General features: G+C 71.5%; 14 protein-coding genes. 8 read left to right on the top strand and 6 right to left on the bottom strand.

From position 1 onward, the window contains the following. Positions 1-41 precede the first annotated feature (41 nt). Together OHB01_RS01715 and OHB01_RS01710 are read left to right on the top strand one after the other, a co-directional pair. Positions 42-1172: a hypothetical protein gene (locus OHB01_RS01715; RefSeq protein ID WP_328854847.1), complete on the top strand. Its 1131-nt coding sequence runs from the start codon at positions 42-44 to the stop codon at positions 1170-1172. A 58-nt stretch (positions 1173-1230) separates the two neighbouring features. Beyond that, the gene (locus OHB01_RS01710) at positions 1231-3225 is read left to right on the top strand and encodes a phosphocholine-specific phospholipase C (RefSeq protein ID WP_328854846.1); all 1995 of its coding nucleotides are present in this window, start codon (positions 1231-1233) and stop codon (positions 3223-3225) included. Between the two features lie 21 nt (positions 3226-3246). On the opposite strand, the gene OHB01_RS01705 is transcribed toward OHB01_RS01710, so the two are convergent. Continuing rightward, positions 3247-3807 (bottom strand): Dps family protein, encoded by a 561-nt coding sequence (locus OHB01_RS01705; protein ID WP_142651105.1) that lies wholly within the window; start codon positions 3805-3807, stop codon positions 3247-3249. 143 nt (positions 3808-3950) lie between these two features. Here OHB01_RS01705 and modA point away from each other — a divergent pair, with 143 nt between their 5' ends. After that, positions 3951-4667: a molybdate ABC transporter substrate-binding protein gene (gene modA / locus OHB01_RS01700; protein ID WP_261986044.1), complete on the top strand. Its 717-nt coding sequence runs from the start codon at positions 3951-3953 to the stop codon at positions 4665-4667. Here the strand turns inward: modA and OHB01_RS01695 are convergent. Continuing rightward, positions 4648-6033, bottom strand: a complete 1386-nt coding sequence (locus OHB01_RS01695; protein WP_328854845.1) for an MFS transporter — start codon at positions 6031-6033, stop codon at positions 4648-4650. The genes modA and OHB01_RS01695 overlap by 20 nt on opposite strands. Before the next feature lie 82 nt (positions 6034-6115). On the opposite strand from OHB01_RS01695, the gene OHB01_RS01690 reads away from it, so the two are divergent. Beyond that, entirely contained in the window at positions 6116-6952 is an 837-nt protein-coding gene (locus tag OHB01_RS01690) for an alpha/beta hydrolase (protein ID WP_328854844.1), read from the top strand. A 13-nt stretch (positions 6953-6965) separates the two neighbouring features. On the opposite strand, the gene OHB01_RS01685 is transcribed toward OHB01_RS01690, so the two are convergent. Beyond that, positions 6966-7346: a roadblock/LC7 domain-containing protein gene (locus OHB01_RS01685; RefSeq protein WP_260617488.1), complete on the bottom strand. Its 381-nt coding sequence runs from the start codon at positions 7344-7346 to the stop codon at positions 6966-6968. Between the two features lie 214 nt (positions 7347-7560). Between OHB01_RS01685 and OHB01_RS01680 the strand changes: the two genes are divergently transcribed. Further along, positions 7561-8073: a DUF523 domain-containing protein gene (locus OHB01_RS01680; protein ID WP_142651091.1), complete on the top strand. Its 513-nt coding sequence runs from the start codon at positions 7561-7563 to the stop codon at positions 8071-8073. Here the strand turns inward: OHB01_RS01680 and OHB01_RS01675 are convergent. Next, positions 8048-9274, bottom strand: a complete 1227-nt coding sequence (locus OHB01_RS01675) for a DUF4032 domain-containing protein (RefSeq protein WP_185949076.1) — start codon at positions 9272-9274, stop codon at positions 8048-8050. The two genes, OHB01_RS01680 and OHB01_RS01675, sit on opposite strands and share 26 nt — an antisense overlap. 56 nt (positions 9275-9330) lie before the next feature. Between OHB01_RS01675 and OHB01_RS01670 the strand changes: the two genes are divergently transcribed. Next, positions 9331-10905: a DUF885 domain-containing protein gene (locus OHB01_RS01670; protein ID WP_142651090.1), complete on the top strand. Its 1575-nt coding sequence runs from the start codon at positions 9331-9333 to the stop codon at positions 10903-10905. 37 nt (positions 10906-10942) lie between these two features. Here OHB01_RS01670 and OHB01_RS01665 read toward each other — a convergent pair whose 3' ends face one another. Continuing rightward, on the bottom strand, positions 10943-11608 hold the full coding sequence (locus OHB01_RS01665) for a class II aldolase/adducin family protein (RefSeq protein WP_261986045.1): 666 nt from the start codon (positions 11606-11608) through the stop codon (positions 10943-10945). 46 nt (positions 11609-11654) lie between these two features. Here OHB01_RS01665 and OHB01_RS01660 point away from each other — a divergent pair, with 46 nt between their 5' ends. Then, on the top strand, positions 11655-11921 hold the full coding sequence (locus OHB01_RS01660) for a 4a-hydroxytetrahydrobiopterin dehydratase (RefSeq protein ID WP_142625170.1): 267 nt from the start codon (positions 11655-11657) through the stop codon (positions 11919-11921). Between the two features lie 125 nt (positions 11922-12046). On the opposite strand, the gene OHB01_RS01655 is transcribed toward OHB01_RS01660, so the two are convergent. Continuing rightward, positions 12047-12958, bottom strand: coding sequence for a nitroreductase/quinone reductase family protein (locus tag OHB01_RS01655; RefSeq protein WP_328709358.1), 912 nt, complete (start codon positions 12956-12958; stop codon positions 12047-12049). A gap of 66 nt (positions 12959-13024) precedes the next feature. Between OHB01_RS01655 and OHB01_RS01650 the strand changes: the two genes are divergently transcribed. Then, complete coding sequence (locus OHB01_RS01650) at positions 13025-13486, top strand: MarR family winged helix-turn-helix transcriptional regulator (protein ID WP_142651088.1); 462 nt, start codon at positions 13025-13027, stop codon at positions 13484-13486. Positions 13487-13834: the final 348 nt, after the last annotated feature.

Raw genomic sequence — 13834 nt, 5'->3', positions numbered from 1 at the left:
CAAATCTAACGACCGGCACCGACAGAACCGGGGGAGTGCCGATGATCAGAATTGACGTCCCGCACTGGGCCGCCCGGCTGCGAGCGCTGCGCCGCGGCCGCCTGTGGAGGCGCCGGGACCTGGAAGAACGGCTGAACGAGGCCGCGGAGGAGACCCAGGAGACCGAGCCCCCGCCCGCGGAGGCGGTGCGCGCATGGGAGACGGGGGAGCGGCGGCCGGATCCCGGCCATGTCGAGCTGCTGTCCCGCGTCTTCGGCATGGACGAGGCGGACCTGTTCGTCGGTCCGTCGTCGGGCACCGTGCTGTGGCACCACCTGACCGGCATTCCGCTGATGCCGGGCCTGTTCTCCGAAGAGGAGGAGGAGCGGGTCGGCCGGGCCGTCGAGCGTCCCTGGCGCGCCGACGCCGCCACGGCCGGCTACTTCGAGCGGATGCTCGACGCCTGCGCCGCGCCGTACGCGCGGCCCGCCGATCTCGTGGCGGCGCTGCGGCCCGTCTTCGCGGGCATCGAGGCGTTCCGCCGCGACGCCGGGTCGTCCGTGCGGGGTGCGCTGGTCGCGCTCGCCGCCCGCGACGCCGAGCTGATCAGCGGGATGGGGCACGAGGCGGGCGACGCGCCGGGGGCGCGGGCCTGGTCCGACCGGGCGATCCGGGAGGCACGCGAGACCGGCGATCCTCTCACCGAGGCCTTCGCGCTGGTCCAGCGGGCCGGGCTGGTCGACGCCGCCGAGCCGGGCGAGATCGTCGCGGCGGCCGTGGCCGCCCGCGAGCGTGCTGGGGTCCCGGCCGAGGTCGGCACGCTGTCCCGGCGGCACGAGGCCCAGGCGCACGCGCTGGCGGGCGAGATAGAGCCGTGCCACCGCTGCCTTGAGGAATGCGAGGCGGGGGCGGAGCTGTGCGCGGGCTGCCTGGTCGACCTCGGGCGGCCGGGAGGCGCGATCGAGATCCTTGAGAGCGAGCCGCCCCTGTCCGTGCCTGCCTATCTGGCCGCGTACGGGCTGGCCCGCAGGGCGCACGCGTACGCCGAGGCGCACGAGCGGGACCAGGCGGCCGACCTCGCCCGGCAGGCGCTCGCGCTGGCCCGTCGTACGGGTGCCGCCCGGGCCCTGCGTGAGCTGGGCCGCGTGCACCTGCCGCCGCCGGTGGAGGCGGGCAGGCGCGTACTCGTGTGACGACACGGCACTGTTAAGTTGTGGGCGTTTCGCCTGATTCTTCCTGAAAGGGACGCCCATGACGGCCGGATCCTCGTTGCCGCCCTCCCTGCTCCGGGCGCTGGCCCGGCCGGTCCCGCCGGGGAGCCTGGCCGACGTCGAGCACGTCGTCTTCGTCATGCTGGAGAACCGCTCGTTCGACCACTACTTCGGGCGGATGCGCGGGGTGCGGGGATTCGGCGACCGCAACGCGGTGTCCACCCGAGCGTGGCGGCCGATCTTCGAACAGGACGGCGTGCTGCCCTTCTCCGTACGGGAGGCGGCCGAGCGGGCCGGTGCCGACCCGATGCTGCTCGACACCCACGACCACACCTGGCTCGGCACCCAGAACGCCTGGGCCCTGGGCTGGAACGACGGCTGGGTCGCGAGCAAGGGGCCCGGCTCGATGGCCTACTACGACCGGCGCGACCTGCCCTTCCACTACGAGCTGGCCGACACGTTCACGATCTGCGACGCCTACCACTGCTCGCTGCTGAGTTCGACGACGCCCAACCGCAACTACCACATGACCGGTCACACGGGCTACGAGCCGGGCACCCGGCAGCGCGCGCTGGACAACGTCGCGTCCGAGGGGGCGGAGGGGCACCCGGGCTACGACTGGGTCACCGTGCCCGAGCTGCTGACGCGGGCCGGCCACACCTGGCAGGTCTACCAGGAGTGGGACAACTACGAGTGCAACAACCTGGAGTTCTTCCGGCCGTACGTGGCCGTGATGGACCGGCTCGGGCTGGGCAGCATGCGCGCGTTCTACGAGAAGGTGCGGGCGGCGGAGGACCCGGCGCCGTTGCTCGCGGAGCTGGAGGCGCGGGTGGCCGCCCTGGAGCCGGCCGACCGAGACCTCTACGACCGGGCGCTGCGCCGTGCCCCTGCGGGCGGCCTCGGGGAGTGGTTCGCCGCCGACGTCGCCGCCGGCCGCCTGCCCGAGGTGTCGTACGTCGTGCCCTCGCTGGCCGACTGCGAGCACCCGGAGGGATCGTCCGCCGTGGAGGGCGGGCGGATCCTCTACCGGCTGCTCGACGCGCTGGGGTCCCACCCCGAGGTCTGGGCGCGCACCGCGCTGTTAGTCACGTACGACGAGAACGACGGCTTCTTCGACCACGTGCCGCCGCCGGTCCCGCCCGGCGGCACCCCCGGGGAGTTCGTCGGCGGGCGGCCGCTCGGCCTCGGCGTCCGCGTGCCCATGATCGTCGTGTCGCCGTGGAGCGTGGGCGGCCACGTCTGCTCGGAGACGTTCGACCACACCTCGACCGTACGGTTCCTGGAGCGCCGGTTCGGGATCACCGCGCCGATCGGCGAATGGCGGCGCCGGGTGGCGGGCGACCTCACCTCCGCCTTCGACTTCGGCACGCCCATGACCCCGCCTCCCGTTTCGCCGCCGGTGGAGACCGCGGCCGCCCCGCGCTCGGTGCCGGCCGGGAACCGGTGGTATCCCCAGGTGCCCGATGAGCAGCGGATGCCGGTGCAGGAGCCGGGGGTCAAGCCCGCCCGCGCGCTGCCATACCAGCCGGACGCGGAGGCGGTCGTGCGCGGACGGGCGGTGGAGATCGCGATGCGCAACTCCGGCACCGCCTCCGCCCACTTCATCCTGTACGGCTACCTCGGCGAGGTGGCCACGCCGCTGCACTTCGACGTGCTCGGCACGGCGGAGGAGGTGGTCTACTTCCCCTGCCCGACCTACGACCTGGTGCTCGTCGGGCCGAACGGGTTCCGCCGGGAGTTCCGGGGCGGGACGGCCGACCCGGTGGAGGTCACCAGTGCGATCGACGCCGCGGCCCGCGCCGTCGTGATCGACGTGGCGAACCCTGGACCCCTCCCCGCCGAGGTGTCGGTCACCCCGCTGGCCTACGGAGGCGAGGCGCGTACGGTACGGGTCGAGCCGGGAGCCACCGCCCGCGTCGAGTGGCACGCCCCCACCGGGTGGTACGACCTGGTGATCGGCGTGGCCGGGCATGACGGGTTCGCCCGGCGGCTGATGGGACACATCGAGAACGGCCGCCCGAGCGTCACGGGGTGACGCCCGGGCCGGGTACGCGGGTCAGGAGCGGACGAGCGGCGTGTCCACGAGATGCTCGGCGAGGAACCACGCCTGCAGCTCACCCGTACGGATGACCTCGGAGACGAGCAGGTCGTTGGTGCCGTCGTCGCCCATCTCGGCGGCACGGGAGGCGGCGTCGTGCGCGGCGACCAGGATCGTCTCGTGCGCCTCCAGGAGCCGGGAGAGCATGGCGGGCACCTCCTCCACGCCGTCCGGCGGGCGCGGGATCACGGTCATCTCCGCCACCTGGCGGGGATCGCCGACCGCGACGCCGCCGAGGGTCTGGATGCGTTCGGCGACGGCGTCGATGATCGGGAGCTGTTCGCTCGCGTGCTTGTCGAGGAGCAGGTGGAGCTGGTAGAAGGTCGGGCCCCGCATGAGCCAGTGGTGCTTCTTGTAGAGGCTGTAGAGGATCTGCGTGTCGGCCAGGATCTGGTTGAGCCGCTGGCAGGAGTATTCGCGGGTCTCCCTCGACATCCCGACCGGGAAGTCGCGCACGGTGCCGAACGCCTGTATCTCGGTGCCCCTCTGGTGAAGCCAGGGCTGGCTGCTCTCACGCATTCTGGAGGAAGGGTTGACGCTCAAGATGTCTCTCCTCGTTCAGTAGGTTTGTCCCCAATAGGGAGTCTTTCGCCGGGCATGACCTTTAAACGCCTGCTTAGGGCATATATCCCAAGGTGAACCATGTCACACCGGTTATCCGAGTGGCGCTCGCGTTGGTGCTGCTCGCGGTGACCGGCTGCGGCGGCGGCGAGGGGAAGACGCTCACCGTGTTCGCCGACACCTCGCTCACCGGGACGTTCGGCCCGCTCGGCAGGACGTTCGAGGCCACCCATCCCGGCGTCGCCGTACGGTTCGACTTCGGCGGCAGCGACGCGCTGGCGCGGCGGATCGCGGGGGGAGCGCGCGCCGACCTGTTCGCCGCGGCAGGAGAGGCGGCCATGCGCGCGTCGAGGGCGCCGAACGCGCGGGTCTTCGCGCGCGACAGCCTCCAGATCGCCGTGCCGAAGGGGAACCCCGCCCACGTCGCGAACCTGAAGGACCTGGCCGCCCCCGGCGTCACGGTGGCCCTGTGCGCCGAGACGGCGCCGTGCGGGACGGGCGCGGGCATCGCGCTCGCCGACGCGGGCGTGACCGTCACGCCGGCGAGCCGGGAGCGGGACGCCGCGGCGGCGCTCGACAAGGTCAGGCTCGGGAAGGCGGACGCCGCGCTGGTCTACCGTACGGACGTCAGGGCGGCGGGGGGAGCGGTGGAGGGCGTGGACGTCCCCGAGGCGGCGAAGGCGGCCCTCGACTACCTGGTCGCGACCGTCCCCGGCACCGAGAACATCGCCCTGACCAGGGAGTTCGTCGACCTCCTCCTGTCCAATGAGGGCCGCAGGGTGCTCGCGGGCGCCGGCTTCACCCCTGTGACAGGGTGACCTGCGGGCTCTCAGCGAGCCGCGCCGCCGTACGCTCGGCCGTGGCCCTGGCCCAGCGGCCGGTCGTCAGGAGGGCGACCGCCAGCACGATCAGGCCGTACAGGGCGTTGACCCGATGGGCCGCGGCGCTGGAGGCCATCGATCCCGCGATGGCCACGCCGAGAGACTGGCCGACCTGCCTGCTGGTCGAGGCGACCGCGGCGGCCACCCCCGCCTGCGCGATCGGCATCCCGGAGACCGCGGTGTTGGTGATCGGAGGGTTGAGCAGGCCGAACCCGACACCGAAGATCACGTAGATGCCGAGCAGCAGCGGAAGCGGCGTGGTGAGCGTCACCTGCGACAGCAGCCACCCGGCCACGGCGAGGCACACGCCCGCGACGACGGACGGCAGGCGCGGGCCGCGGGTGCCGACGAGCCGGCCCGACAGCGGCCCCACGACCGTCGTGATCCCCGCGACCGGCAGCGTGCACAGCCCCGCGGCGAGGGCGGAAAGACCGCGATGGCTCTGCAGATATAGCGTGTTGAGGAACAGGAAGGCGCCCAGGGAGGCGAAGCCCGACACCGCCATGACGGCCGCGCCCGAGAACGGCGCGCTGCGGAAGAACCGCATGTCGATGAGGGGTTCGGGCCTGCGCAGCTCCCAGACGATCAGCGCGGCCAGGGCCGCCGCCGCGAGGATGAAGCCGACGGCGCTCACGGCGGGGCCCGCGGCCCGGCCCTCGATGATCCCGTACGTGAGCGTGCCGAGCAGGACGATGACCAGCAGCTGCCCGATCGGGTCGAGCCTGCGCGCCGACGGCGCCTTCGACTCCGGGACGAAGCGCCAGGTCAGGAACAGGGCGAGCAGGCCGATCGGCACGTTGATCCAGAAGATGGCCCGCCAGTTCACCGTGTCGGTGAGCAGGCCGCCGACGACCGGGCCGAGTGCCATGCTGACGCCGACCACGCCGCCCCACACGCCGATCGCCTGGGCCCGCTCCCTGCGGTCGGTGAACGTGTTCGTGATGATCGACATGGCCACCGGGTTGAGCATCGACCCGCCGACGGCCTGGACGATCCGGGCGGCCACCAGCCAGCCCAGGCTCGGAGCGAGGCTGCACAGCAACGACCCCGCCGTGAAGACCACCAGGCCGGTCTGGAACGTGCGGCGGCGCCCTATCCGGTCGGCCGTCGAGCCGGCCAGCATCAGCAGGCTCGCGAGCGTCAGCGTGTAGGCGTCCACCGTCCACTGGAGGCCGGAGATCGGGGCGTGCAGGTCGTGCCCGAGCGACGGCAGTGCGACGTTGACGATCGTGTTGTCGAGAGACACGATCAGCAGGCTCATGCAGCAGATGAGCAGGACGAGTCTCCGCCGCCGGCGGGTCATTTGCGACACCACATCACACAACCGTACAGATCTGGTCAGGTGGTGCTTGCGGCAGGGCAAACCGAATGAAATTCTGGCTCGCATGCGTGCGACGGCTAACGGCATCGAGATCTGCTACGAGGTGTTCGGCGAGCCCGGGGGACGTCCGGTCGTCCTCATCATGGGGCTCGGAGCACAGATGATCAGCTGGCCCGAGGAGTTCATCGGCCTGCTCGTGGAGTCGGGTCACCGCGTCGTCCGGTTCGACAACCGGGACGTGGGCCTGTCCACCCACTTCACCCCGGCGGACGGCGACGCGCCCGCCCCCTCCTACCTCCTGGACGACATGGCCGACGACACGGCCGGCCTGATGGACGTGCTGGGCTGGGAGAGCGCCCACGTGGTGGGCGCGTCGATGGGCGGCATGATCGCCCAGGCCCTCGCCATCCGCCACCCCGCCCGGGTCCGTACGCTGACCTCGATCATGTCCACCCCCGGGCCCCGCGTGGGGCGGGCGACCGAGGAGGCCATGGCTGCGCTGACGGCGCCCGCCCCGCAGGACCGCGACGGGGCGATCGTCCGCGCCCTGGAGAACGCGCGGGTCATCGGCTCTCCCGGCTACGAGATGGACGTCGAGCGGATCACCCGCCTGGCCGGGGAGGCCTACGACCGGGCGTTCGACCCCGCGGGCACCGCCCGGCAGTTCATCGCGATCCGGAGGTCGGCCGACCGTACGGAGGGGCTGCGCGGGCTCTCGGTGCCCGCGCTGGTGATCCACGGCGAGGACGACCCGCTGGTCACCCTCGAAGGCGGGACCGCGACCGCGGACGCCATCCCCGGCGCGAAGCTGCTGACCTTCCCCGGAATGGGCCACGACCTGCCCCGCCCGCTCTGGCCGGTCATCGCGGAGGCGATCACCGAGTTGACCGGGAGGGTGTGACCCGGCCGGGTGGTCATCCGCGTCCGGCGAGGGCGGCGATCCTGTTCGCCGCCCTGAGCCCCTCGATCCGGAGCTGGCGGAGATCGGCTCCCTGACACGTGCGGACGGCGAGGACGAGCGTGGGGCCCGCGGCGTAACACGCGGTGTGTCCCTGGGTGCCGGAGATCAGCGTCTCCTTCAGCAGCCCGATCCTGGCGAGGTCGGTCATCTTCCGGCTCAGCGACAGCAGCGCCGACGTGAGCGCCGCGGTCTGCTCGGTGTCGGCGGTCAGGTCCGTCGTCACGAGCATGCCGTCGATCGTGCAGGTGAGCGCTCCCGTGATCTCGGGCGCGCGTTCGCGCAAAGCGACGAGCTCCTCGTGTATGCCGTGATGTACGTCGTGGCGCAGATCCACCGGGACACCCTTTCCCCGCACAGCCGGTGCAGCGCGGCCAACACTAGAGGAGCAGGTGGACGGGCATCCCGGGCCGAAAACGGCTCGGATAAATGGATTAGTCCGGAAGAATAAGAATTCTTCCTCTTGGAATGGTAATTCCGATTTTCGTGAGCTTTCCTCATGTCGTCGGGGCCGGCACGTGCACCGCCGTACGGTGGCGAGAATGGGAGGCGTGGAACGGATTCTCGTCAGCGCCTGTCTGCTCGGCAGCCGGGTGCGCTACGACGGCGGGGCCAAGACCAGCGACGACGAGCTGCTCGCCCGCTGGCGCGCCGAGGGACGTCTGGTGCGGTTCTGCCCCGAGGTCGAGGGCGGGCTGCCCGTTCCCCGGCCGCCCGCCGAGATCGAGGGCGGCGCGGGCGGCGCGGCCGTCCTGGCGGGCGAGGCCCGGATCCTGACACCGGAGGGCGACGACGTCACCGCCGCGTTCGTCTCCGGGGCGCGGCAGGCCCTCGCCGTCGCCCAGTCCCGCGGCGTACGGGTCGCGATCCTCAAGGAGGGCAGCCCGTCGTGCGGGTCCCTGCGGATCTACGACGGGAGCCACCGGGGGAGGACCACCCCCGGGCAGGGCGTGACGACCGCGCTGCTCGAGCTGAACGGCATCCGCGTCTTCGGCGAGGACCGGATCCCCGAGGCCGCTCAGTATCTTGCGAGCCTTGTCAGGGAGACAGGGGATCCGACGTGACGATCACGGCCTTCTCGTCGGGCTTGTGCACCAGGACGTTGTCCACGTAGGACCGCACCGCCGCCTCCAGGCCGACGTCCCTGCCCGCGGCCTCCGACATGTACCAGCGGTGGTCGAGCACCTCGTGGAAGAGCTGGGCGGGCTCCAGCTTGCGCCGCAGGTCGGCCGGGATCGCGTTCACCACCGGCTGGAACACCTCGGCCAGCCATCGGTGGGCCACGATCGCCTCGTCCTCGTGCCGCAGGCCGGTGGACACCCGGAACGAGTCGAGGTCGTTGAGCAGCCGCCTGGCCTGGTTCTCCTCAACGTCGAGGCCGGTCAGGCGCAGCAGGCGGCGCTGGTGGTGCCCGGCGTCGACGACCTTCGGCCGGACGATCAGGCGGGACGTGCCGGCCTTGCGGCGCACCATCATCTCCGCGACGTCGAAGCCGAGCGAGTTGAGGCGGCGCACCCGCTGGTCCACGCGGTGCCAGTCGACCTCCTCGATGATCTCGTCCTCGGTCAGCTCGTCCCACAGCCGCTGGTAGCGCTCGACGAGCTGCTCGGCGAAGGCCAGCGGGTCGATGGTCGGGTGGAGCAGCCCGCCCGCCTCCAGGTCGAGCATCTCGCCATAGATGTTGACGTGCGCCACGTCGATGTCGTGCGACCGCTGGCCCTCGCTGATCGCCGGATGGAGCTCCCCGGTCTCGGCGTCCACCAGGTAGGCCGCGAACGCCCCGGCGTCCCGCCGGAACAGCGTGTTCGACAGCGAGCAGTCGCCCCAGTAGAAGCCGCTCAGGTGCAGCCGTACGAGCAGGACCGCGAGCGCGTCGAGCAGGCGGATCAGCGTGTCGGGCCGCACCGACCCCGACAGCACCGCGCGGTAGGGCAGCGAGAACTGCAGGTGCCGCGTGATCAGGGCCGAGTCCAGCTCGGTGCCGTCCGGGGTGGTCCTGCCGGTGACGACGGCGACCGGCTCGACGGCGGGGGCGTCCTGCCGCGCCAGGTCCCACAGGAGCTGGTACTCCCGCTTGGCATACCTGGTGCTGATCTCCTTGATCGCGTACACCCGGCCGCTGAGCCGGGCGAAGCGCACCACGTGACGCGAGATGCCGCGCGGCAGCGTCACCAGGTGGTGGACGGGCCACTCTTCGAGGGGGACGTCCCACGGCAGCCGGATCAGGTCGGGGTCGCTCGGGGCGCCGGTGATCTGCAGGGGCACCAATCGCTCCTTATCTGGGGGCTTCTACCCAAGTGTCGCGGATAGAGTCGAGCGCTATGACGCTGGTGGACGAGTTCATTGACTGGTACCTGGCCGAAAACCCGGTCAGGGCATCCCTCCTCGGAGCCGACGGATACGACCGTACGCTGGGCGACCTCAGCGCGAGCGGCTTCGCGGCGAGGGAGCGGGCGGCCGAGGAGTGGCTGCGCAAGTTGTCGGAGGCGACGCCCGAGAGCCCCGAGGACGAGATCGACAGGGACCTGGTCGTCGCGCACCTGCGCGGGCAGATCGCGCAGGCCCGCTGGCCGGAGTGGCGGCGCGAACCGGCCGCCTACCTCGGGGTGATCTTCGCGTCGATGTTCACGCCGTTCCAGCAGCGCCTCAAGCCGGAGGCCGAGCTGGTCGACGCCGCCGTCGCGCGGCTGGCCGAGGTGCCCGCCGTGCTCGCCGCCTGCCAGGCCAACCTGGACCCCGGCCTCGCCGCCGGCCTGCTCGTCAAGCGCGGCCTCGACCAGGCCCGTACGGGACGCCGCTTCCTGACCGAGACGCTGCCCGCACTGGTCGGCGACCCGGACCTGCGGGCGCGGCTGGCGAGCGCCGCCGAGCCCGCCGCCGACGCGTTCGACGGGCTGGTCCGGTTCCTGGAGGGCTTCGAGGCCAGGGGCACCTGGCGGATGGGCGAGGAGCTCTACTCCGCGCTGCTGCGCGAGCAGGAGATGCTCGGCTATGGCGCCGCCGAGCTGCACGAGAAGGGCCGCCAGGCCTGGGCCGAGCTGGACGGGCAGATGACCGAGGTCGCCGCCCGCCTCGGCTCCGGGAGCTGGCGGGAGGCGATGGAGTCGCTCATGGACGACCACCCGCCGACCCTGGAGGCCATGCGCGCCGAATACGAGGCCGAGACGCAGCGGGCGCGCGAGTTCGTCCGCGAGCGCGGCCTGGTGACCTTCCCCGAGGGGGAGGTGTGCCGGGTCGAGCCGTCTCCGGAGTTCCAGCGGCCCATCATCGCCGTGGCCAGCTACCTCGCCCCGCCGCCGCTGTCGTCCTCGCGCGACGGCGTGTTCTTCGTGCCGTACACGCCGGACGGCTTCACCGAGGAGCAGGTGCGGCAGCGGCTGCGGACCAACTCCCGCCCCCAGATGCCCTCGATCAGCGTGCACGAGGCCTACCCCGGCCACCACTGGCACCTGTCCTGGATGGCCGGCAACCCGCACCGCGCCCGCAAGATCTTCCGTACGCCCTACTTCGTGGAGGGCTGGGGGCTCTACGTCGAGAAGCTCATGCACGAGCAGGGCTACTTCGACACGCCCCAGACCGAGCTCGCCCACCTCGACTGCCGCATCTGGCGGGCCGCCCGGATCGTGGTGGACACCGCGCTGCACTGCGACGACATGTCGATCGAGCAGGCGGAGGAGTTCCTGACCACGAAGGCGTCGCTGTCGCCGGGCACCGCCGCCGGTGAGGTCAGCCGCTACTGCGCCTGGCCCACCCAGGCGCCGTCCTACCTCACGGGCGCGCTGGAGATCGAGCGCATCCGGGCGGACTACACGGGCGACCTGCGGACCTTCCACGACACGATCGCGGGCTCCGGCGGCCTCCCGCTCGGCCTCGCCCGGAAGGTCGTCCTCGGTTAGGCGGTCTTGTCCAGCCGGTTGCGTCCAGCCGGTCGCGTCAGCCCTGCAGGGCGCGCTCGATGACGGCGGTGAGCTGGTCCTCGGTGAGCACCGTGGGCCGGCCCACCCCGAGGGCGCGGACGTAGACCTCGCACAGCCACTCCAGCAGGCGGGTCGCCTCGAACGCCTGCTCCATGCCGCCTTCATCGCCGCCGCCGATCGTCACCGCGCCGTGATTGGCCATCAGGGCGGCCTGCCTGCCCTCGATCGCCGCGATCACGTTGCGGGCCAGCTCCGGCGTGCCGTACGTCGCGTACGGGGCCACCCGTACGGCGCCGCCGAGCAGCAGGGCGTTGTAGTGGATCGGCGGCAGCTCGGTCATGGTCGAGGCGACCACGGTCGCGAAGACCGAGTGGGTGTGCACCACCGCCCGGGCCCCGGTCTCCCGATACAGCGCGAGATGCATCGGCGTCTCGGAGGAGGGCTTGCGCTCCCCCCGTACGACCCGCCCGTCGAGGTCGACCACCGGGCAGTCCTCCGGGCTCAGCCGGTCGAGCGCCACGCCCGATGGCGTGACGACCACCAGGTCACCGTCGCGGGCGCTCAGGTTGCCCGACGTACCGATCACCAGGCCGAGGGCCGCCGCCCGCCGCCCGTACTCGCACAGCTCCCGCCGCAGCGCGTCGACCTGCTCGCTCACCTGCTCGTCCGCCTGCTCGTCCACGCGGCGAATCTACACAATCGGCCGAGTTTCGTGATGTCCTGATCTCATGTACGAGGCTTCCGAATGGCGCCGGGAGGGAGACACGATCCGCAGGACCGTGGTCGCCCGAGACTTCCGTACGGCCATCGCGATCGTGAACGACATCGCCGAGCAGGCCGAGGCGCTCAACCACCATCCCGATATCGACATCCGATGGCGCACCCTCCACCTGGCGCTGACCACCCACGACGCCGGAGGCCTGACCGACCTCGACTACAAGCTCGCCGCCCGCATCGACGCCATCGTGGCCGACCACGAGTCCGGAAAGTCGTAGGTCACGGCCGGCGACGTGGGGCTCTCACACGCGAAACGGGCCGGGGAGCCGTGGCGGGTCGGCCCTGCGTCATCCTGGATTCCCGCTCGCGACGTTCTGCCGGAGTCTGCTCGGACAGAGGCTGCTCAGAGCGCGTTCAGGGCGGCGAGGAGTTGCTCCTCCTCGCGGGCGAAGTGGGCCTCCAACTCGGCCGACAGGCGGGCGAACCGGTCCTTGAGGGCGGCCGGGTCGCCGGAGCCCGCCTCGCCGACCGCCGCGCGCAGGTCCTCCCTGATCTCGGCCAGCCGCACGTGCTCTTCGCGCAGGCGGTCGAGGGCCGGGGCCAGCCCGGGGTAGGCCCGCTCCAGCAGGGGGAAGCCCCGCTCGCTCTCGTTGATGTGGTGCTCGTGGAAGGCCGTGCAGAAGGACAGGCAGCGCTCGCGCAGCGCCTCCTCCAGGTCACGACCCGGCAGGTTCACCGGGATGCCCGTGGCGGCCCCGTCCTCGGCCGCGTTCCCGGCCGCGTCCTCGACTGCGTTCCCGGCCGCGTCCTCGATCGCGGCCAGCAGCGCGGCCATCTCCGCCCGCATCCCGTCGTGGATCCGTACAAGCTCGTCGCCGAGCGCCCGGGCGCGCTTGGGATCCCGCCGGTAGAGGGCGACGACAGGGATGACCCGGGAGGCTTTCTTCTGGTAGTCGGCGAAGACCGGCGCCACCTCGGCCTGCCGGGCATAGATGCGGTCGCGCTCCTCGCCCGACAGCGGTCTGGCCGTGGCGATGAACGTCTCGATCGCAGTCCCGTCGCCCACCTCGACGGTCACCGTGGGATTGGCCAGCAGGTTGTGATACCAGTCCGGGTGGCGTGGCGCGCCCGCGTTGGAGGCGAACACGAGGATCCTGTCCCCGTCACGCCGGCAGGCGACCGGGTTCGTCCGGGCGGCGCCCGTTCTGGCACCGGTGGTCGTCAGCAGGATCAGCGGTGTCCCCTCGAACGGTCCGCCGACCATGCCGGCGTTCGCCCGGAACTCTTCAATGATCTTGTCGTTCCATTCGGACATGCGACGATGGCTCCCCAGCCTCAGAAGTGTTTGCTTTGATAGCAAAGCTATTTTGGAGATCAATATATGTCAACGGATGACGGACTGAGCCTGGACGAGGGGATCCGTACCCTCCTGCTGCTGATGCCGCGTCTGGTAGGGCGTGCCAAGCGCATGCCCGTTCCAGAGTCGCTCCGGACGCTCGACCTGGCGCCGCGCCACCTGTCGCTGCTGTCCTATCTGCTGTTCGACGGCCCGCTCACGGTGAACGAGCTCGCCGCCCGCCTGGAGGTCGCCCCGGCCACCGTGAGCCTGATGGTGGGCGACCTGAGCCGCAAGGGCGTCGTGGACCGCCGTGAGGACGATGCGGACCGCCGCCGGACGATCGTGAGCATCGCCGAGGCCAACCGGGAGGCGGTCGACGCCTGGCTCGCCCGTGGCGCCAGTGCCTGGCGCAGCGCCCTTGAGCCGCTGACGAGCGAGCAGCGGCGCATGTTCGTCGAGACGCTCCGCTCGTACGAGCGAGCCGTCACCGGTGACGCCGAGTAGCCGGCCGGATTTCCGTCTCGCCTGTGACCCCAGCTCAGAGGGCTTGCGAGCTTGCTTCCTGCTCACTCAGCGTGAAAGAATCCATACATCAGTTCGAATCGAGTGAGGAGGGTGTGATGGATCTGTTCGACATCGATCCTGAGCGCCTTCGTCATTCGAACGATGCCGATGGCGAGTGGTGGGACCGTCTGATCGCCAACTCGCCGCTGTGGTCGTCCGACGGCTCATCCGCCCGCGATCCCTTCCCGATCATCGACTTCGGGCTCCGGCAGCGCGCCGACGCACCCGTTGTCGAGAGCACGAACGGCCCGGTGGCGGACGCCCCAGGCGCCGAGACCACGGACGGTC

The sequence above is a fragment of the Microbispora hainanensis genome (assembly GCF_036186745.1).
GTDB lineage: Bacteria > Actinomycetota > Actinomycetes > Streptosporangiales > Streptosporangiaceae > Microbispora.
Note: the sequence above shows the minus strand (reverse complement) of the source record. Positions and strands in the feature narration are given on the sequence as shown.